Genomic DNA, 17,617 nt, shown 5'->3' on the forward strand with positions numbered 1-17,617 from the left:
CCCCTTACGGTTTCGGCAGGTTTTGGCCGAACGAGGTGTCGATCAATTGGTCGATCACCTGGTCCACATTGACCCCACGGCGCACCAACTCCTCGGACACCAGGATCGGTGCCGCCGCCTTGGACGACTGCACATCCTTGCTGCTCAGCAGCGGCGTGCTCAGGTCGGTACGCGACAGTTGCAACTTGGCCACGTCCAGCGGCAGGCCGGATTCGTCGGCGAGCAGCTTGGCGAATTCATCCGGGTGCTTCACCGCCCAGTCACGGGCTTTTTCGTAGGCGCCGAGGACCTTGGTGATGGTCTGTGGATGGGCGGCGGCGAACTTCTCGGTGACGCTGACCACGCCATAGCTGTTGAAGTCTTTGTTGCGGTACAGCAGGCGCGAACCGGCCTGGACTTGACTGGCGGCCATGTGTGGGTCGAGGCCGGCCCAGGCGTCCACGTCGCCTTTTTCCAGCGCGGTGCGGCCGTCCGGGTGTTGCAGGTGCACCAGTTCCACGTCGTCTTTTTTCAGCCCGGCTTTTTCCAGGCTGCGCAGGGTGAACAGGTACGGATCGGTGCCTTTGGTGGCCGCGATTTTCTTGCCTTTCAGGTCGGTGACGCTGTTGAGCGGCGAGTCCTTGCGAACCACAAGAGCGGTCCATTCGGCGCGGCTGTAGACATACACCGATTTGATCGGGCTGCCGTTGGCCCGGCTCAGCACGGCCGACAGGCTCGCCGAAGAGGCGAAATCCACGCCGCCGCTATTGAGGTATTCCAGGGAGCGGTTGCTGCCCTGGCTCAGTACCCAACCCACCTTGCTATGGGGCAGGGCCTGTTCGAGCCAGCCGAAGTGCTTGAGCACCAGGCTGACGGGCGAGTAGTAGGCGTAATCCAGATTGACTTCGGCCGGATCGGTTTCGGCCGCGAACGCTTGGGGTTGCAGGCACAGGGCGAGGGCGCAGGCGCCGAGTAAACGTTGGGTAAAAGGTTTCATGGAGCAGCTCCGGAGAAGGCGTTGAGAGACGGCTTTTCTTATATTCAGAAAATTGAGCTTTTTATGGCTCAATAATGCCTTATAGGAATATGCAGTCTCTGTGCCATCTGGCGCGGTGCCGGATTTGCTGGGGTTGGGGCCGCAAAGGCTGTTATGGAAGGCGACAAAGTGTTGAATCGCTGTTTGCAGCACAACACTTTTCATATATCTAAATGGAATAAATAAAGAGTTATATATTCCTTTTATTGTTTTCCCCAATAGCGCATTTTGAAGGCCTGCGCATTCGTGCGGATTGACCCAACAGCTAATAGGAAACCCGACATGACCATTAAAGCGATCAACGTGCGCAACCAGTTCAAAGGCGTAATCAAGGAAATCCTGCTGGGCGAGGTGGTGTCCGAAATCGATGTGCAAACCGCGTCGGGTATCGTGACGTCCGTGATCACGACCCGTTCGGTACGCGACCTGGAATTGAAAGTGGGCAGCGAAGTGATTGCCTTCGTGAAGTCCACCGAAGTGTCCATCGCCAAGCTGTGAACCCGGCAGAATGTGGGAGCGCCGCTCCCACCGCCGCTTGCAGTCGCGCGTCTAGCGCTGACGCAGCGCCCGTTCCATGCGCTGCACACCTTCTTCCAGCAACGCCCGTGGGCAGCCGAAGTTCAGGCGCACGAATTGCTGGCTGTCATCACCGAATTCGATCCCTGCGCTGAGCCCGACCTTGGCTTGCTCCAGGAAGAACCGGTGTGGGTCATCCAGGCCCAGGGCGCTGCAATCCAGCCAGGCCAGGAACGTACCTTGGGGCGCATGCATGACGATGCCGGGCAAGCGCGTGCGCACGGCGTCGAGCAGGTAGTCACGGTTGGCTTGCAGGTATTGCACCAATGCCTGCAGCCATTCGCCGCATTCAGCGTAGGCCGCACGGGTGGCTTCCAGGCCCAGGGGGCTGACGCTGTCGACCATGCCGCAGCGCGCGTTATTGAAACGCTCGCGGATTTCGGCGTTCTGCACCACGGCAAAACAGGTTTTCAAGCCGGCCACGTTGTAGGCCTTGCTCGCCGACATCAACGTGATGGTGCGCTGGGCAATCTCGGCGCTGAGGCTGGCGGTGGGGATGTGACGGCGGCCGTCGAAGCACAGCTCGGCGTGGATTTCATCGGAGATGATCAGTGCGCCGTGCTCCAGGCAGGCATTGGCCACGGCCAGCAATTCTTCGCGGGGGAAGACCTTGCCCAGGGGGTTGTGCGGGTTGCTCAACAGCAGCGCGCCGGCGCCGTTCAGCGCCTGGCGCAGGGCCGGCAGTGGCGTGATGTATTCAGCGCCGATCAGTTCGAACGGCACTTCGATACGCGGCAGGTTCCAGTGGCCGGGCGCCAGGCGGATCGGGCGATAGTTGGGGGTTTGCAGCACCACCGGCTGGCCGGGTTGCACGAAAGCGTGCAGCGCCATATTGAAGCCTGGTTCGACGCCGGGCAGAAACAGCAGCTCGTCAGGCTGCACGCGCCAGGCGTACTTGGCCCACAAATCGGCGACGATGGCCTCGCGCACGTCCGGGCCGGCCACGCTGTAGCCGAGGATCTGCTGGTCGAGGCGCGCGTGCAGGGCCTGCAACACGGCGGGCGGCGCGGCGATGTCCATGTCGGCGATCCACATCGGCAACACGTCGGGCGGGTAACGGTTCCATTTGGTGCTGCCGGTGCCGAGGCGGGGGTGGATCGTGTCGAAATCAAAGCTCATGGGGGGGCTCGTGTCGGAGAGTCAGGCGAAGAATGGCGCCGATTTTAGCGCCATTGGCCGTCCAGGCCAGCGCTGAATCGTTCCGTGACCGACAAACTCTGTCATAAAAACGCCATTGCGCTGGGTCTTGGGTTCGCTACGGGCTATTTTGGTGCATCTCAATAACCCGAGTAACCATGGATGAAATATCAACCCTTCAGCCGTACCTTGATTGCCACTGCCCTGGTGTTGACGGTCAGTGGTGTACACGCCGCGTCCCAGGCCCCGGTGGCCGGTGAAAACGGCATGGTGGTCACGGCCCAGCATTTAGCCACCCACGTTGGCGTGGATGTGCTCAAGGCCGGCGGTAACGCAGTGGATGCGGCAGTGGCCGTGGGCTACGCTCTGGCGGTGGTCTACCCGGCCGCGGGCAACCTCGGCGGCGGCGGATTCATGACCGTGCAACTGGCGGACGGGCGCAAGACCTTCCTCGACTTCCGCGAAAAAGCGCCCTTGGCGGCGACGGCCGACATGTATCTGGACAAGGCCGGCAACGTGGTCGAAGGCCTGAGCGCCAAGGGCCATCTGGCGGTTGGTGTGCCGGGTACGGTATCAGGCATGGAACTGGCCCTGAACAAATATGGCTCCCTCAAGCGCGCCCAGGTAATGGCGCCAGCGATCAAGCTGGCGGAAAACGGCTTCGCGCTGGAGCAGGGCGATATCGACCTGCTGCACACCGCCACCGGCGAGTTCGAGAAAGACAAGGACATGCGCGCAATCTTCCTGCACAACGGCCAACCGCTGCAGGTGGGCCAGAAGCTGGTGCAGAAAGACCTGGCCAAGACCCTGAAGGAAATCTCCGCCAAGGGCAGCGACGGTTTCTACAAAGGCTGGGTGGCCAAGGCGCTGGTGGATTCCAGCCAGGCCGGCAAAGGCATCATCACCCAGGCTGACCTCGACAAATACAAGACCCGTGAACTGGCGCCCATCGAGTGCGACTACCGTGGCTACCACGTGGTCTCGGCACCGCCGCCGAGCTCCGGTGGCGTGGTGATCTGCGAGATCATGAACATCCTCGAAGGCTATCCGATGGCCGACCTGGGCTACCACTCGGCCCAGGGCCTGCACTACCAGATCGAAGCCATGCGCCACGCTTATGTGGACCGCAACAGTTATTTGGGCGACCCGGACTTCGTCAAGAACCCGATCGAACACCTGCTGGACAAAAACTACGCCACGAAGCTGCGTGACGCCATCGAGCCGAACAAGGCTGGCGACTCCCAGGCAATCAAGCCGGGCGTGTCGCCCCACGAAGGCAACAACACTACCCACTATTCCATCGTCGACAAGTGGGGCAACGCGGTGTCGGTGACCTACACCCTCAACGACTGGTTCGGTGCTGGCGTAATGGCGAGCAAGACCGGGGTAATCCTCAATGACGAAATGGACGACTTCACCGTCAAGGTCGGCGTACCGAACATGTACGGGCTGGTCCAGGGTGAAGCCAACGCCATCGCACCGGGCAAGGCGCCGCTGTCATCGATGAGCCCGACCATCGTCACCAAGGATGGCAAGGCGGTGATGGTGGTGGGTACGCCGGGTGGCAGTCGCATTATTACCGCGACGTTGCTGACCATCCTCAATGTCATCGACTACAAAATGAACATCCAGGAGGCCGTGGACGCGCCGCGTTTCCACCAGCAGTGGATGCCGGACACCACCAACCTGGAGACCTTCGCGGTCAGCCCGGATACCCAGAAGATCCTCGAAAGCTGGGGCCACAAGTTTGCCGGGCCACAGGACGCCAATCACTTGGCGGCGATCCTGGTGGGCGCGCCGTCGTTGGGGGGTGAGCCGGTCGGTAACAACCGTTTCTACGGGGCCAACGACCCGCGCCGCAATACCGGCCTGTCCCTGGGCTACTGAGGCGCGAGGTGCTGATGCAGGTGGGCCAGGGACAGCGCCAGGCTGTCATGGGATAACTGGATGGCGGCGCCCTCGGCGCTGCCCTGGGCCGCCGGCAACACACGCTCGAACATATGGGTTTCATATGCCTGCACGGCTGCGGAGCCGTCAGGTGTCTGCAGCAGGTGCTGCGCCAGTTCGACAGCATCCAGCATCGCCGCATTCACCCCTTCGCCGCCAAACGGCGACATCAGATGCGCCGCGTCGCCAATCAACGTCAACCCGGGCCGGTGGGACCAGCGATGGCCCACTGGCAAGGCGTGGATGGGCCTGGCCACAACCTGTGGATTGGCCGCCTCAAACAGCGCCAGGATGTCCGGGTGCCAGCCTTTGAATTGGGCTTTCAACGATGACAGTTCGCGCGGAATGGCGGCCCAGTCTATCGGCACTCGGAAGATGGCATAGCCACGCAGATGGGCGTTGGCGTTGCGTTGCACGATGATCGCCCGGGCATCCCCTGCCACTTCCAGTTTGCCGCGGCCGACCAGGCGTGCGATTCGTGGGTGTCGACGGTCGACATCCTCGATGCTGAATTCGATAAAGGTCAGCCCGCTGTATTGCGGCTGGTACGGCGAGAGCAGCGGACGCACCTTTGACCAGGCGCCATCTGCACCGACCACCAGATCGAACGGGCCGTGTGTGCGGGCGTCCTGATGCAGCGTCCAGCGCGCGCCATCGGCGGGGCGGATGGCGTGGATGCCGACGCCCCAGTTCACACACCCTTCAGGCAGAGCGTCCAGCAGAATCTGGCGCAACGCCGTGCGGTCGACTTCCGGTCGATCAGCGGCTGCGGGGTTGGGGTCTTCAAACAGCAGGTGCCCGTGTTGGTCCATCAGCCGCGAGCCTTGGTCCTCGTAGCGCGCGATACGTTGGAAGGCGTGCTCCAGGCCGGCGTGTTGCAGGGCCAGTTGGCCGGATTCGGCGTGCAGATCGAGGGTACCGCCCTGGGGGCGCTCCAGTGGCCCGCGTTCGCGCTCGAACACGCGGACGGTGACGCCATGGCAAGCAAGGATTCGCGCCAGGGTCAATCCGCCGGGGCCGGCGCCGACTATGGCGATACGCAGTTGAGTGGGCATGGAAATTGTCCTTGGCAATGTGTATAGGAGCCTATACATTTGATGCATAGGCTCCTATGGAAAGTCAACGACACGATGAATGTTCAGACCCTTGCCCCAAACCCCATGCAACAGATCGGCCTTGCCCACCGTGGTTTTATTCGACTTTATGAGGGGCGCCTGCGAGCCCTCGGATTTGCGGTGGCGCAGATCCCGGTGCTGGCGGCGCTCAAGCACAGCGAAGGATTGCCGCAGGCCGAGTTGGTACGCATCGCCCGCGTCGAGCAGTCGAGCATGGCGCAATTGCTCGGACGCATGGAGCGCGACGGCATGATTCAGCGCGTGGTCGACCCAGCTGATAAACGCAGCCGACTGATCACCCTGACCGAGTCGGCGCGCGCACGCATGCCGGCGGCTAGGGCGATCATGGAGCAGGGCACCGCGCAGGCATTGGATGGCTTCAGTGCTGAGGATGAGGCGACATTGCTGGCGTTGTTGTTACGGGTGAATGCCAACCTGGAGCGTGCCGGCGAGTAGTTGCTCGACGGCGGCAAACGCGATGGCGCGGCGCGCGGCCCAGTCGCCGCGAATCAGCAGGACGGGCTGTCGATGGTGATTTATCCACGTCAGGCTGTCCTGGAAAAACGCCTGTCGGTCGGCCAATTCCGGCTGGCAGCGCTGGCCGTCTGCCGTCCATTCCACGTCCTCGGGGGACAGCAGCAGGTGCAGGTCGTAGTGGCGGGCCAGCAGTTCGTCGTCGAGCCAGGATGGGTAGTCGCCGAACAGGGTCTGGCTCCATAGCCTGTTGGTCAGCAGGTGCGTGTCGAGGATCAGCAGCCCAGGGCGCTCGGCGCGGGCGGCGTCTTCCCAGGCCAGTTGTCCACGGGCGATGGCCGGGATATCCGCCAACGTGGTGTCACGTTGATGGTGGTCGATGAAATGCCGCACATATTCGCCCACCATCAGCCCGCCAAAGTGCGCTTGCAACTGCGCGGCCAACCAGCTTTTGCCGCTGGATTCGGGCCCGGCCAGCACCACCACCTTCATGGGCGCAACGCCAGGTCGGCGCGCCATTCACGCCAGCCTTGCACGGCGATCACGGTGAACAACCCATAGAGCGCGGCGGTGAGGTAGAGGCCTTTGTAGAGGAACAGCCCGACGAAGATCACATCCACGGCAATCCACAGCGGCCAGCATTGCACGCGTTTCTGCGCCATCCACATCTGCGCCACCAGGCTGAAGCCAGTGAGGGTAGCGTCGAGCCAGGGTTGGGCCGCGTCGGTCCAGTGGGCCATGGCGGCGCCGAGCAGCAGGCTGCCGACCGTGCCGACCATCAGGCTGGCAATGATGGCCGGCCCTCCCAGGCTCGTGACCTGGCGTCCTTGCTGGATTTCACCGCTGCGGGTCCACTGCCACCAGCCATAGACTTGCAACGCGGCGTAGACCACCTGCAGCAACATGTCGGAATAGAGTTTCACGTCGTAGAACACCCAGGTGTAGAGCAGCACCATCGCCAGGCCGATGGGCCAGCACCACGGGTTCTGCTTGACCGTCAGCCACACGGAGACTACCCCCAAGGCGGCGGCGAACAGTTCAAGCTCGGACATGGTGGTTCCTTGGGGGGGCGTCGAAGAGGGCGGCGATTGTAACCAGAGGTGGGCCAATGTGGGAGGGGGCTTGCTCCCGATAGCGGAGTGTCAGCCGACATATGTCTGACTGATGTACCGTCATCGGGAGCAAGCCCCCTCTCACATAGGGCGTTTGACTAAACCTTGAACTGGCGCAACAACCCCTCAAGCTGCTCACTCAACCCGCGCAACTGCGCACTGGCCACGCTCGACTGCTCGGCCGCCAGCGCGGTGCTGTGGGACAAACCGGCCGCCTGGGTGACGTTCTGGTTGATGTCTTCCACCACATGGGCCTGTTGCAAGGTCGCGCTGGCAATCGAGGCGTTCAGGCCGTTGAGGTTGTGCAGGGCCTGGCCGATGGCGGTGAGGCTGGCCCCGGCCTGGCCGGCTTGTTCGATGGTCAGTTGCGAGGCGCTATGGCTGTCGCTGATGACCTTGACCGCCGCTTCGGAGTGACCTTGCAGGCGCTCGATCATCACTTGGATCTCGGCAGTGGATTTTTGCGTGCGCTGGGCCAGCAGGCGTACCTCGTCGGCTACCACGGCAAAGCCGCGGCCTTGTTCGCCGGCGCGTGCCGCTTCGATGGCCGCATTGAGTGCCAGCAGGTTGGTCTGGTCGGCGATGGAGCGGATCACCTCCAGCACGCCACCGATCTGGGTGCTTTCGCTGGACAGGGTGCGGATCACTTCCACAGCCTGGTTGATGGTGTTGGAGAGCTGATCGATCTGTTGCAGGCTGCCGTCGATGTTGACCTGGCCTTGCTGCGCCTGGGCCTGGGCGTCGCGCATTTCACTGGCGGCGTGTTCGGCGTTTTTCGCCACATCCTGCACGCCGTAGGTGACTTCATTGATGGCGGTGGCCACCAATTCCATCTGCTGGGACTGTTGCTGGCTGCGGTCATGGGCCTGGGAGGCGTTAGTGCCCAGTTCCTCGGACGACTTGCCCAATGCCGTGGCGCACACCTGCAATTGGCTGACCACCTGGCGCAGCTTGGCGGTAAAGCTATTGAAGTGTCGCGACAGTTGGGTGACTTCGTCCTGACCGTGGGTGTCGAGGCTGCGGGTCAGGTCGCTTTCGCCGCTGGCGATATTGGCCATGGCATTCACGGCGGCCTGCAGCGGGCGCACGATGCTGCGCACAATCAGCGAGACCAGCAGGGTCATGATGACAGCGATGACCAGGCCGATGCCCGAGGCTTTCCACACCTGCACGTTGAACTCGGCTTGCACGTCGTCCACATACACGCCGGAACCGATGATCCAGCCCCACGGTTCGAACAGCTGGATATACGAGGTTTTTTCCACCGGCGCATCGGCGCCCGGCTTCGGCCAGCGGTAATTGACGATGCCGGACCCCTTGGTTTTGGCCACGCTCGCGAACTCGTTGAAGATGGCAACGCCGTCCGGGTCGCGGATCGACGACAGGTTTTGACCTTCGAGCTTGGGGTTGATCGGATGCATGATCATCACGGGCGTGAAGTCGTTGATCCAGAAATAGTCGTCGTGGTCATAACGCATCACGCGCACCGCACTCAGGGCTTGTTTCTGCGCCGCTTCGCGGGTCATGACGCCGGAGGTTTCGAGGCTGTGATAAAACGTCAGGATTCCGCTGGCGGTCTGCACCACGTGCTGGGTCTGCAGGCGCTTGGCCTGGTACAGATCGCCATGAATCTGCTTGAGCATCAGTAAACCCAAGGCCAGCAGCATTAACACGGCGACTAGCAGGATCAGCCACAGACGCCGGCTGATCGACATATTGCGCAAACTGTTCATCGTCCTGTCACTCCGTGCTTTTTATAATTGCAGGCGTCGCATCGACTTTTACGCCTTGTCTGATAGGCTTTCGGCCTGAAATCGGAAAACCTGAGTACCGTCTGATTTTTCACGCAATTTTTGCAGGCCGGCGTTGATCATCAACACCGATGCCTTGCCGTCAGTGAACCACTAAAAAAGATCAATAAGGCATGCCGCCGAGCATGACCTTTGGGGGAAGTATGGATTTGTGGACCGCCTTTCAGGCGTTGATTTTGGGTGTGGTCGAGGGACTCACGGAGTTCCTGCCGATCTCTAGCACCGGGCACCAGATTATCGTCGCCGACCTGCTCGACTTTGGCGGTGAACGCGCCATGGCGTTCAATATCATCATTCAGCTCGGTGCCATCCTGGCGGTGGTCTGGGAGTTTCGGCGCAAGATCCTCGATGTGGTCACCGGCCTGCCGACCCAGCGCAATGCCCAGCGCTTCACGCTCAATCTGCTGATCGCCTTTCTGCCCGCCGTGGTGCTGGGGGTGATCTTCGCCGACCTGATCCATCATTACCTGTTCAACCCGATCACCGTGGCCACGGCCCTGGTGGTGGGCGGCGTCATCATGTTGTGGGCCGAGCGCCGCCAACACGAAGTGCACGCCGAGAGCGTCGATGAGATCACCTGGAAGGACGCGCTCAAGGTCGGCTTTGCCCAGTGCCTGGCGATGATTCCGGGGACCTCGCGCTCGGGCTCGACCATTATCGGCGGCCTGTTGTTCGGCCTGTCGCGCAAGACCGCCACCGAGTTCTCGTTCTTCCTGGCCATGCCGACCATGGTCGGTGCGGCGGTGTACTCGGGCTACAAGTACCGCGATCTGTTCCAACCGGCGGACTTGCCGGTGTTCGCCATCGGCTTTGTCACCTCGTTCATCTTCGCGATGATCGCGGTCAAGGGCCTGCTCAAGTTCATCGCCAGCCACAGCTACGCAGCGTTTGCCTGGTACCGCATTGCGTTCGGCCTGCTGATCCTGGCGACCTGGCAATTCGGCTGGATCGACTGGGCAGCGGCCAAGGCATGACGATCCAGCACCCACGCCTGAAAGCGGCGATCTTTGTGGTGTTGTGCGCCGCGCCGCTGTTGGGCTCGCTGCTGGTGTGGCTGCGCGGCGAAACGGTGCTGCCGCTGGTGGCCTATGGCGTGGTCAGCCTGCTCGCGTTCTTGCTGTACTGGAACGACAAACGCAAGGCCTGCACCGACAGCCGGCGCATCCCGGAAAATATCCTGCATGCCGTGGAGCTGGCGGGCGGTTGGCCGGGAGCGTTGATTGCCCAGCAGGTGTTTCGCCACAAGACGCGCAAGGTGTCTTACCAGGTGCTGTTCTGGGCCATTGTGCTGTTGCACGAGGTGTTTTGGCTCGATCAGATGTTCCTCGGCGGCACCTTGGGGTCAATCCTCTAGGCGCAATCCGATCTGCGTGCGCTTGGGCAGCTTGCTCACCACCAGTTGGTGGGAGCGGCGCAACAAGCCTCGCAGCTCCTCGGCGCCCAGCGGGTAGGGCGTATTCATGATGATCCACTGCGCGCGGGCCAGATACGGCGCCGGATGGATGCCGGGGCGGTCCACATGGCCCAGGAACAGATCCTTGTCGACCTTGAACGCCAGCGAGTCACCGCGCAGGCCTTGCAGGGCGAACATCTTGTTGCCGGCGATCGAGAACACCCGTACGCCGCCCCATTTATAGTCCTCCCGCGCGCCGGGCAGGCTCAGGCAGAAGTCGGCGACTTGTGCTTCGGTCATTTTCATAGCAAGCGGTCTCCGCAGCTTTTAAAGCCTTCTTCCAGGTAATCGATCCAGGCGCGAATCGCCGGCAGCACGCCACGCCGATGCGGGTACACGGCCTGCAGCCAGCCGCCGGGCAACGACCATTGGGGCAGCAGTTGCACCAGGCGACCGTTGGCCAGTTCTTCCTCGCAATACATCATCGGCAGCACGGTAAAGCCCAGGGCCATGATCGCGCTGGCCTTGCGCACGATGAAATCGTCGATGCCCAGGCGTGCCTCCATCACCAGGTCGTGAGGCTTGCCCTGGGGGTCGAGAATCCGATGATGCACCAGGCGGTCGGCTTCCAGTGCGCCGAGAATGGGCAGTTGCTTGAGGTCTTCAAGGGTGTTCACCTGGCGGCCGCGCATCAGTTCGGGGCTGGCGACCAGCACCGTCTGCGCCGGGCGCAGGCGCTTGGTCACCAGCAGCGGGTCTTCGTCCCCCAGTTCGCGTACGCGCAGGGCCACGTCGATACCTTCGGCCACCAGATCGACACGGCGGTTGACCAGGGTCATTTCCAGCTGCACCTGGGGATGGGCGGCGAGAAAGCCGGCCACCAGCTCCGGCAGGATGTGCTGGGCCAGCCCCACCGGGCAGGTGACTCGCAGCCGCCCACGGGGCTCGCTGGACATGCTGGCCACGGCTTCGTCGGCCATTTCCGCTTCCAGCAGCATCGCCTGGCAATGGCGCAGGTAGCGCTCGCCGACAGCGGTGAGGGTCAATTGGCGTGTAGTGCGTTGCAGCAGGCGTGCGCCCAGGCGTTCTTCCAGTTCGGCAATGCGCCGCGACAGCCGCGATTTGGGTATCCCCAACTGCCGCCCGGCAGCCGCGAAGCCGCCGGCTTCCACGACTTTGGCGAAATAGTAGAGGTCGTTGAGGTCTTGCATGTTCAGCCTATTGTCCTGTCAGTGGGACAAACTATCGCATTGCAGGCGACTTATCGTCTATTCGTTTCATGCGTAGCATCACCGCCATCTGATCGCCACTGACGATCCCACCTCGGAGATCCACCATGAAACTGTTGCATATCGATTCCAGCATCCTCGGCGACAACTCGGCGTCCCGTCAGCTCAGCGCTGCCGTGGTCAAGGCCTGGCAAGCGGCTGTGCCGGGTGTGGAAGTAACCTACCGCGACCTGGCCAGCGAAGGTATCAACCACTTCTCCGGCGCCACCCTGGGCGCACTGGGCACTGCTGCTGAATTGCGTGACGCCGCGCAAAAGCACGAGGCCGAACTGAGTGCATCGTCGCTGGCTGAATTCCTCGCCGCCGACGCGATCGTCGTCGGCGCGCCGATGTACAACTTCACCATTCCAACCCAGCTCAAAGCCTGGATCGACCGTATCGCGGTCGCCGGTCAGACCTTCCGCTACACCGAAGCCGGTCCCGAAGGCCTGTGCGGCAACAAGAAAGTCATCATCGTATCCACCGCCGGCGGGCTGCATGCAGGGCAAGCGTCTGGCGCCGCCCATGAAGGCTATCTGAAGCTGCTGTTCGGCTTCCTTGGCATCACCGATATCGAAATCGTGCGCGCCGAAGGCCTGGCCTACGGTGACGAAGTGCGCAGCAAAGCGATGAACGACGCCAGCGCGCTCATCAACCAACAGTTGTTCGCTGCCGCGTAAGGCTTGTGTAAAGTTCGCCTTTTCCCGGTTTCAATCTGAAGCCGGGCGCCTAAACTCTGTATTCTGGTCGCCTTGAAACGACCGGAGTGCGGAGTTTTTTCGTTTGCCTGCTGTCTTTACTTTGGCCCAGGTTATGCACACATGGGTTTATCACCCGGTGCGAGTACCTTGAACCATGGACTTTTCAACCCGACATACCGGTTTTCACGCAGCAAAGGTGGACATCCTCATGATGCGTCTTTGTGCTGTTATGGTTCTTTCCCTGCTTGGCGGCCTGATTTCAGTGCACGCCGCGCCTGCGCCGCACCCGCACTGGAGTGTGGGTTTCCATCGCATGACCTTTCTCGATCCGCTGGATCTGCAGCCGATGAAAGCGGTCGCCTTCTACCCCTCCACCGACCTCGAACACTCCACACAGTTGGGCCCCTATCGCGTGGCCGCCACCGAAGACGCCAAGATCGCCATCGGGCGTTTCCCGATGCTGATGCTGTCCCATGGCAACACCGGCACGCCGATGGCCCTGCATGACCTGGCCACGTCCCTGGCGCGCAAAGGCTTCGTGGTGGTCGCGGTGTTGCATCCGGGTGACAACTACAAGGATCACAGCCGCCTGGGCACGGTGAGCAACTTGTATGGCCGGCCGATCCAGATTTCCGAGGCGATCACCGCCACCTTGGGCGACCCGATGCTGTCGCCGTTCGTCAACGTCGATCAAGTGGGGGTGATCGGCTATTCGGCGGGGGGTGAAACCGCGTTGATCCTGGCAGGCGCCAAGCCGGATTTCGACCGTCTGCGCCGCTATTGCCAGGAGCGCCCGGAAGACCGTGACGCCTGCACCACCAAAGGCGAGCTGGTAGTCGACCGCGACGACTTGCAACCGCAAGCCGATCCGCGCATTCATGCGTTGATGCTGATGGCGCCGCTGAGCCTGATGTTCGGCCGTCACACCCTGGCCGATGTGCACGTGCCGGTGCTGCTCTACAGCGGCGACGGCGACAAGCTGGTGGCCGTGGACAAGAATGCCGCCGCCCTGGCGCGCAAGCTGCCGCAACCGCCGGACTTCAAGCTGCTGGCCGGGGCAGGGCACTTCGTGTTCATGGCGCCGTGCGACAGCGACCAGTTGGCGGCGATGCCGGCTCTCTGCACCGATGCCGATGGGGTTGACCGCGAGGGCATTCACCGCGACCTGATTTCCGAGGCCGGGCGGTTTTTCACCCACACCCTCGGTCAGTCCACTCGCGCTGGCTTGCAGACCGCCGATCAGTAAGCGCGACGCTTGAGCAGCAAGGTCAGGCCCAGGGCCGTGACCGACAGCAGCGCCGCGCAGAAGAAAATCCAGCCGTAGCCCAGGTTCAGCGCGATAAAGCCCATCAATGGCCCGGCAATCGCCAGGGCCAGGTCGAAAAACACCGCATAGGCACTGAGCCCGGCGCCGCGGCTGCTGTCGGGCACCTGCCGTATGGCTTCCACGCCCAGTGCCGGGTATACCAGTGACAAGCCAAAACCGGTCAGCCCGGCGCCGATCAAGGCCACGCCGGTAGAGGGCGCCAACCACAGCAGTATCAGGCCCAGGGTCTCGATGCTCATGCAGGCAATCGCCGCACGAAAGCCACCAAAACGGCTGATGGCCGAGATAAACAGCAGCCGCGAGAGGATGAAGCACACGCCAAATACCGTGAGGCAGTAGGCCGCGCCGCTCCAACCACGGCTGAGGTAGTAGAGGGTGATAAAGGTGGTGAGCGTGCCGTAGCCGATTGATGCGAGGCACAGGCCGGCCCCAAACGGTGCGATGCGCCCGAACACCGCCCAGAATGGCAGGCGCTCGCCGCGCACCACCGGCACCGAGGGCTTGTTGCGGATCAGCACCAGGCCCAGCGCAGCCAGTACCGTCAGGGCAAGGCCCAGGCTGTTGTAGCCATACTCCGCCACCATCACCACCCCCAGCGGCGCGCCAATGGCGATGGCCCCGTAGGACGCAATGCCATTCCATGAAATCGAGCGCGCAGTGTGTTCGGTGCCGACCTGGCCCATGCACCAACTGATGGTGCCCACGCCGATCAGGCCCTGGGCCACGCCCAGCAGCAGCCGCGCGACGATCAGAATCCCCAGGCTCAGCTCGGGCAGGCTCTGCACCAGGGTGGCGAAAAACGTCAGCACGCCACTGACCAGGATGCCCGCCAGGCCCAGCACAATCGCACGCTTGGTGCCCACGTTGTCGGACATGCGCCCCGCCATGGGGCGGCTGAGCAGGGTGGCCAGGTATTGCGAGCCGATTGTGATGCCCGCCACCACCGCGCTGAAACCCAGTTGCCCATGCACGTAGCCCGGGATCACCGCGATCGGCAGGCCGATGCAGATGAACGCGATAAAGGTGTAGAAGACGATGGAGACGATCTGCAGGGTGATCGACAGGGAGGAGGGGGCAGCGTCGGACATGGGCACTCGTTCGCGGGCGGGCGGTGCGCGCATCATGGCATAACCTGCGCCTATAAATAAAAAGCCCCGTCACGGTGGACGGGGCTTTGGGGGCAGCGGGCGGTGCTTAGAACACTACGCCTTGGCTGCGCAGGTAGTCGTCATAGGTGCCGCTGAAGTCAATCACGCCGTTGGCGCTCAACTCGATGATGCGGGTGGCCAGGGACGATACGAACTCACGGTCGTGGCTGACGAAGATCAGCGTGCCCGGGTAGTTTTCCAGCGCCAGGTTCAGCGCCTCGATGGATTCCATGTCCAAGTGGTTGGTCGGTTCGTCCATGATCAGCACGTTCGGCTTTTGCAGGATCAGCTTGCCGAACAGCATGCGACCTTGCTCACCACCGGAGATGACCTTGACCGACTTGAGGATCTCGTCGTTGGAGAACAGCATGCGGCCCAGGGTGCCGCGGATTACTTGTTCGCCCTGTGTCCACTGGCCCATCCAGTCGAACAGGCTCATGTCGTCTTCGAAGTCATGGGCGTGGTCCTGGGCGTAGTAGCCCAGCTCGGCGGCGTCGGTCCACTTGATGCTGCCGGCATCCGGCGTCAGTTCGTTGACCAGGGTGCGCAGCAGGGTGGTCTTGCCGATGCCGTTCGGGCCGATGATCGCCACGCGCTCGCCGGCTTCGACCTGGAAGCTGAAGTCCTTGAACAGCGGCTTGCCGTCGAAGCCTTTGGCCATGCGATCGACAATGACCGCTTGGCGGTGCAGCTTCTTGGTCTGTTCGAAACGGATGAACGGGCTCACACGGCTCGAAGGCTTGACCTCGGCCAGCTGGATCTTGTCGATCGCCTTGGCGCGGGAAGTGGCTTGCTTGGCTTTCGAGGCGTTGGCCGAGAAGCGGCTGACGAAGGATTGCAGTTCGGAGATCTGCGCCTTCTTCTTGGCGTTGTCCGACAGCAGCTGCTCGCGGGACTGGGTCGCCACGGTCATGTACTCGTCGTAGTTGCCCGGGAACAGGCGCAACTCGCCGTAGTCCAGGTCAGCCATGTGGGTGCACACGCTGTTCAGGAAGTGACGGTCGTGAGAGATGATGATCATCAGGCTGGAACGCTGGGTCAGGATGTTTTCCAGCCAGCGGATAGTGTTGATGTCCAAGTGGTTGGTCGGTTCGTCGAGCAACAGCACTTCAGGATCGGAGAACAGCGCCTGGGCCAGCAGCACCCGCAGTTTCCAGCCTGGGGACACTTCGCTCATCGGGCCGAAATGCTGTTCCAGGGGGATGCCCAGGCCCAGCAGCAGTTCGCCGGCGCGGGATTCGGCGGTGTAGCCGTCCATCTCGGCGAACTCGGTTTCCAGCTCGGCCACAGCCATGCCGTCGTCTTCGCTCATTTCCGGCAGCGAGTAGATACGGTCGCGTTCGGCCTTGACCTTCCACAGCTCTTCGTGACCCATGATCACGGTGTCGAGCACGGTGAATTCTTCGTAGGCGAACTGATCCTGGCGCAATTTACCCAGGCGTACATTCGGCTCGAGCATGACCTGGCCGCCGGACGGATCGAGGTCTCCACCGAGGATTTTCATGAAGGTCGACTTGCCGCAACCGTTGGCACCGATCAGACCATACCGGTTGCCGGGGCCGAACTTGACCGAGACGTTCTCGAAGAGCGGCTTGGCGCCGAACTGCATGGTGATGTTAGCTGTGGAGATCAATTACTTTACCTATCAATGGGTTGCGAGCGTGGCGGCAGGAGCCTTCAGGCATGCATCAACAGCGACATCAAGGCGCGAAACCCGGTCGCTGAGCAAAAAATGGGGGGTGTGTGTTGGAATTTGGCGCGCATTGTCGCATATGTCAGGCGACAGTTGTATGGCGCACGAAAGATGGTTTTGCCATCGTCTCCGGCATTGCCAGCCATAGCAGGGCCAGAGCCACGGCGGCGCTGATCCCCACCAGCTACGCCACGGGCACCATGACCAGTTGCGCAGCGACTTTGCGTTGAGTTTCGTACTCTGGCCGGGGTTTTCTTGCCTGTGCCGCCAGCCGATCTGCAACGAGCAAAAAAATGCCCGCCGATAAAGGCGGGCTAAGGGATTCACTGGAGTAGGTAGGCTTCACCCTATAGGCCGTGAAGTGAAGGCATTGTGAAAATGCCGTCGCAAGTTCGCACGCTCACCGATCAAGCGCGGCGTACGAAAGTGCGCATGGTCTGACCTGGACCTGTACTGAACACGGTCGGCCTGGGCAGACCTTCGTCGGCCGCGATGAACACGAATACATCCCCCTCGAGGCGGTAGCTGGCGGGCAAAAGCTTGCCGGCGTCTTCGCCTATGGCGTCCACCCAGGTCATGCGCTTGGGGACGGCGGTACTGTCGAGGAAAAAACGGCCAGCCAACAACACCTCACCACTGACGGTCTTTACCTCGAAGCGGTCGCCGCTGATGGTGGTAATGGCTCCCGGTGCGCTGTGGGCGTCGACGGGGTTAAGTACGCCGCTGTCCTCAAGTGAGGTTTGCTCCCACTTGCCTTGAAGGGCTTGAACATCCGGATCTGAAATAGATGACATACAAATTCCTTTTTGCTGAAGGGCTAATCGCTGATCGTTAGGCGCAATGGGCCAGTTTTAACGATTTGACGCGTAATCGCGTGTAGGAATGATCCTGTTTTTCTTA

The 17,617-nt window shown here is 61.9% G+C and carries 18 protein-coding genes; 7 read left to right on the forward strand and 11 right to left on the reverse strand.

The window, feature by feature from the left end:
* Window positions 1–4: 4 nt before the first annotated feature.
* A complete protein-coding gene (locus BLR63_RS06600; RefSeq protein WP_010565465.1) occupies window positions 5–976 on the reverse strand; it encodes an aliphatic sulfonate ABC transporter substrate-binding protein in 972 nt (323 codons plus the stop codon).
* A 321-nt stretch (window positions 977–1,297) separates the two neighbouring features.
* Here BLR63_RS06600 and BLR63_RS06605 point away from each other — a divergent pair, with 321 nt between their 5' ends.
* Complete coding sequence (locus BLR63_RS06605; protein WP_003173733.1) at window positions 1,298–1,513, forward strand: TOBE domain-containing protein; 216 nt, start codon at window positions 1,298–1,300, stop codon at window positions 1,511–1,513.
* A 51-nt stretch (window positions 1,514–1,564) separates the two neighbouring features.
* Here the strand turns inward: BLR63_RS06605 and BLR63_RS06610 are convergent, their stop codons facing one another.
* Window positions 1,565–2,710 (reverse strand): MalY/PatB family protein, encoded by a 1,146-nt coding sequence (locus BLR63_RS06610; protein WP_010565464.1) that lies wholly within the window; start codon window positions 2,708–2,710, stop codon window positions 1,565–1,567.
* 180 nt (window positions 2,711–2,890) lie between these two features.
* Here BLR63_RS06610 and ggt point away from each other — a divergent pair, with 180 nt between their 5' ends.
* On the forward strand, window positions 2,891–4,615 hold the full coding sequence (ggt, locus tag BLR63_RS06615) for a gamma-glutamyltransferase (protein WP_010565463.1): 1,725 nt from the start codon (window positions 2,891–2,893) through the stop codon (window positions 4,613–4,615).
* Here ggt and BLR63_RS06620 read toward each other — a convergent pair.
* A complete protein-coding gene (locus BLR63_RS06620) occupies window positions 4,609–5,730 on the reverse strand; it encodes an FAD-dependent oxidoreductase (RefSeq protein WP_010565462.1) in 1,122 nt (373 codons plus the stop codon). The two genes, ggt and BLR63_RS06620, sit on opposite strands and share 7 nt — an antisense overlap.
* A 42-nt stretch (window positions 5,731–5,772) precedes the next feature.
* Between BLR63_RS06620 and BLR63_RS06625 the strand changes: the two genes are divergently transcribed.
* Entirely contained in the window at window positions 5,773–6,246 is a 474-nt protein-coding gene (locus BLR63_RS06625; RefSeq protein ID WP_231998139.1) for a MarR family winged helix-turn-helix transcriptional regulator, read from the forward strand.
* On the opposite strand, the gene BLR63_RS06630 is transcribed toward BLR63_RS06625, so the two are convergent.
* The 3 genes from BLR63_RS06630 to BLR63_RS06640 all read right to left on the reverse strand — a co-directional run bounded on the left by BLR63_RS06630 (window position 6,208) and on the right by BLR63_RS06640 (window position 9,109).
* Window positions 6,208–6,756: an AAA family ATPase gene (locus BLR63_RS06630; protein ID WP_010565460.1), complete on the reverse strand. Its 549-nt coding sequence runs from the start codon at window positions 6,754–6,756 to the stop codon at window positions 6,208–6,210. The two genes, BLR63_RS06625 and BLR63_RS06630, sit on opposite strands and share 39 nt — an antisense overlap.
* Window positions 6,753–7,316, reverse strand: a complete 564-nt coding sequence (gene pnuC / locus BLR63_RS06635; protein ID WP_010565459.1) for a nicotinamide riboside transporter PnuC — start codon at window positions 7,314–7,316, stop codon at window positions 6,753–6,755. Before pnuC ends, BLR63_RS06630 begins: the two co-directional genes overlap by 4 nt.
* Before the next feature lie 158 nt (window positions 7,317–7,474).
* Window positions 7,475–9,109, reverse strand: a complete 1,635-nt coding sequence (locus tag BLR63_RS06640) for a methyl-accepting chemotaxis protein (RefSeq protein ID WP_010565458.1) — start codon at window positions 9,107–9,109, stop codon at window positions 7,475–7,477.
* 221 nt (window positions 9,110–9,330) lie between these two features.
* Here BLR63_RS06640 and BLR63_RS06645 point away from each other — a divergent pair, with 221 nt between their 5' ends.
* The gene (locus BLR63_RS06645; RefSeq protein ID WP_010565457.1) at window positions 9,331–10,161 is read left to right on the forward strand and encodes an undecaprenyl-diphosphate phosphatase; all 831 of its coding nucleotides are present in this window, start codon (window positions 9,331–9,333) and stop codon (window positions 10,159–10,161) included.
* Window positions 10,158–10,541, forward strand: a complete 384-nt coding sequence (locus BLR63_RS06650) for a DUF1294 domain-containing protein (protein WP_010565456.1) — start codon at window positions 10,158–10,160, stop codon at window positions 10,539–10,541. The genes BLR63_RS06645 and BLR63_RS06650 overlap by 4 nt, the downstream gene beginning before the upstream one ends.
* Here the strand turns inward: BLR63_RS06650 and BLR63_RS06655 are convergent.
* Entirely contained in the window at window positions 10,530–10,886 is a 357-nt protein-coding gene (locus BLR63_RS06655) for an MmcQ/YjbR family DNA-binding protein (RefSeq protein ID WP_042946946.1), read from the reverse strand. The genes BLR63_RS06650 and BLR63_RS06655 overlap by 12 nt on opposite strands.
* Entirely contained in the window at window positions 10,883–11,791 is a 909-nt protein-coding gene (locus BLR63_RS06660) for a LysR substrate-binding domain-containing protein (protein ID WP_010565454.1), read from the reverse strand. Before BLR63_RS06660 ends, BLR63_RS06655 begins: the two co-directional genes overlap by 4 nt.
* A 125-nt stretch (window positions 11,792–11,916) precedes the next feature.
* Here BLR63_RS06660 and BLR63_RS06665 point away from each other — a divergent pair, with 125 nt between their 5' ends.
* Window positions 11,917–12,528, forward strand: a complete 612-nt coding sequence (locus tag BLR63_RS06665; RefSeq protein ID WP_010565453.1) for an FMN-dependent NADH-azoreductase — start codon at window positions 11,917–11,919, stop codon at window positions 12,526–12,528.
* Window positions 12,529–12,757: 229 nt separating this feature from the next.
* A complete protein-coding gene (locus tag BLR63_RS06670) occupies window positions 12,758–13,795 on the forward strand; it encodes an alpha/beta hydrolase family protein (protein WP_042946945.1) in 1,038 nt (345 codons plus the stop codon).
* On the opposite strand, the gene BLR63_RS06675 is transcribed toward BLR63_RS06670, so the two are convergent.
* From BLR63_RS06675 to BLR63_RS06685, 3 genes are all read right to left on the reverse strand, one after another.
* A complete protein-coding gene (locus tag BLR63_RS06675) occupies window positions 13,789–14,964 on the reverse strand; it encodes an MFS transporter (RefSeq protein WP_010565451.1) in 1,176 nt (391 codons plus the stop codon). The two genes, BLR63_RS06670 and BLR63_RS06675, sit on opposite strands and share 7 nt — an antisense overlap.
* Window positions 14,965–15,070: 106 nt before the next feature.
* A complete protein-coding gene (locus tag BLR63_RS06680) occupies window positions 15,071–16,657 on the reverse strand; it encodes an ABC-F family ATPase (RefSeq protein ID WP_010565450.1) in 1,587 nt (528 codons plus the stop codon).
* Between the two features lie 467 nt (window positions 16,658–17,124).
* Window positions 17,125–17,511, reverse strand: coding sequence for a TIGR03067 domain-containing protein (locus BLR63_RS06685; RefSeq protein WP_010565449.1), 387 nt, complete (start codon window positions 17,509–17,511; stop codon window positions 17,125–17,127).
* Window positions 17,512–17,617: the final 106 nt, after the last annotated feature.

This window comes from Pseudomonas extremaustralis (assembly GCF_900102035.1).
In the GTDB taxonomy this organism is placed as follows: Bacteria; Pseudomonadota; Gammaproteobacteria; order Pseudomonadales; family Pseudomonadaceae; genus Aquipseudomonas; species Aquipseudomonas extremaustralis.

Excerpts from the sequence above, each read along its gene's own strand:
- pnuC (WP_010565459.1), bottom strand. The coding sequence starts at position 7,316 with ATGTCCGAGCTTGAACTGTTCGCCGCCGCCTTGGGGGTAGTCTCCGTG.
- BLR63_RS06685 (WP_010565449.1), bottom strand. The coding sequence starts at position 17,511 with ATGTCATCTATTTCAGATCCGGATGTTCAAGCCCTTCAAGGCAAGTGG.
- BLR63_RS06645 (WP_010565457.1), top strand. The coding sequence starts at position 9,331 with ATGGATTTGTGGACCGCCTTTCAGGCGTTGATTTTGGGTGTGGTCGAG.
- BLR63_RS06675 (WP_010565451.1), bottom strand. The coding sequence starts at position 14,964 with ATGTCCGACGCTGCCCCCTCCTCCCTGTCGATCACCCTGCAGATCGTC.
- BLR63_RS06605 (WP_003173733.1), top strand. The coding sequence starts at position 1,298 with ATGACCATTAAAGCGATCAACGTGCGCAACCAGTTCAAAGGCGTAATC.
- BLR63_RS06640 (WP_010565458.1), bottom strand. The coding sequence starts at position 9,109 with ATGAACAGTTTGCGCAATATGTCGATCAGCCGGCGTCTGTGGCTGATC.
- BLR63_RS06655 (WP_042946946.1), bottom strand. The coding sequence starts at position 10,886 with ATGAAAATGACCGAAGCACAAGTCGCCGACTTCTGCCTGAGCCTGCCC.
- BLR63_RS06665 (WP_010565453.1), top strand. The coding sequence starts at position 11,917 with ATGAAACTGTTGCATATCGATTCCAGCATCCTCGGCGACAACTCGGCG.
- BLR63_RS06650 (WP_010565456.1), top strand. The coding sequence starts at position 10,158 with ATGACGATCCAGCACCCACGCCTGAAAGCGGCGATCTTTGTGGTGTTG.
- BLR63_RS06630 (WP_010565460.1), bottom strand. The coding sequence starts at position 6,756 with ATGAAGGTGGTGGTGCTGGCCGGGCCCGAATCCAGCGGCAAAAGCTGG.
- BLR63_RS06670 (WP_042946945.1), top strand. The coding sequence starts at position 12,758 with ATGATGCGTCTTTGTGCTGTTATGGTTCTTTCCCTGCTTGGCGGCCTG.
- BLR63_RS06620 (WP_010565462.1), bottom strand. The coding sequence starts at position 5,730 with ATGCCCACTCAACTGCGTATCGCCATAGTCGGCGCCGGCCCCGGCGGA.
- ggt (WP_010565463.1), top strand. The coding sequence starts at position 2,891 with ATGAAATATCAACCCTTCAGCCGTACCTTGATTGCCACTGCCCTGGTG.
- BLR63_RS06660 (WP_010565454.1), bottom strand. The coding sequence starts at position 11,791 with ATGCAAGACCTCAACGACCTCTACTATTTCGCCAAAGTCGTGGAAGCC.
- BLR63_RS06610 (WP_010565464.1), bottom strand. The coding sequence starts at position 2,710 with ATGAGCTTTGATTTCGACACGATCCACCCCCGCCTCGGCACCGGCAGC.
- BLR63_RS06600 (WP_010565465.1), bottom strand. The coding sequence starts at position 976 with ATGAAACCTTTTACCCAACGTTTACTCGGCGCCTGCGCCCTCGCCCTG.
- BLR63_RS06625 (WP_231998139.1), top strand. The coding sequence starts at position 5,773 with ATGCATAGGCTCCTATGGAAAGTCAACGACACGATGAATGTTCAGACC.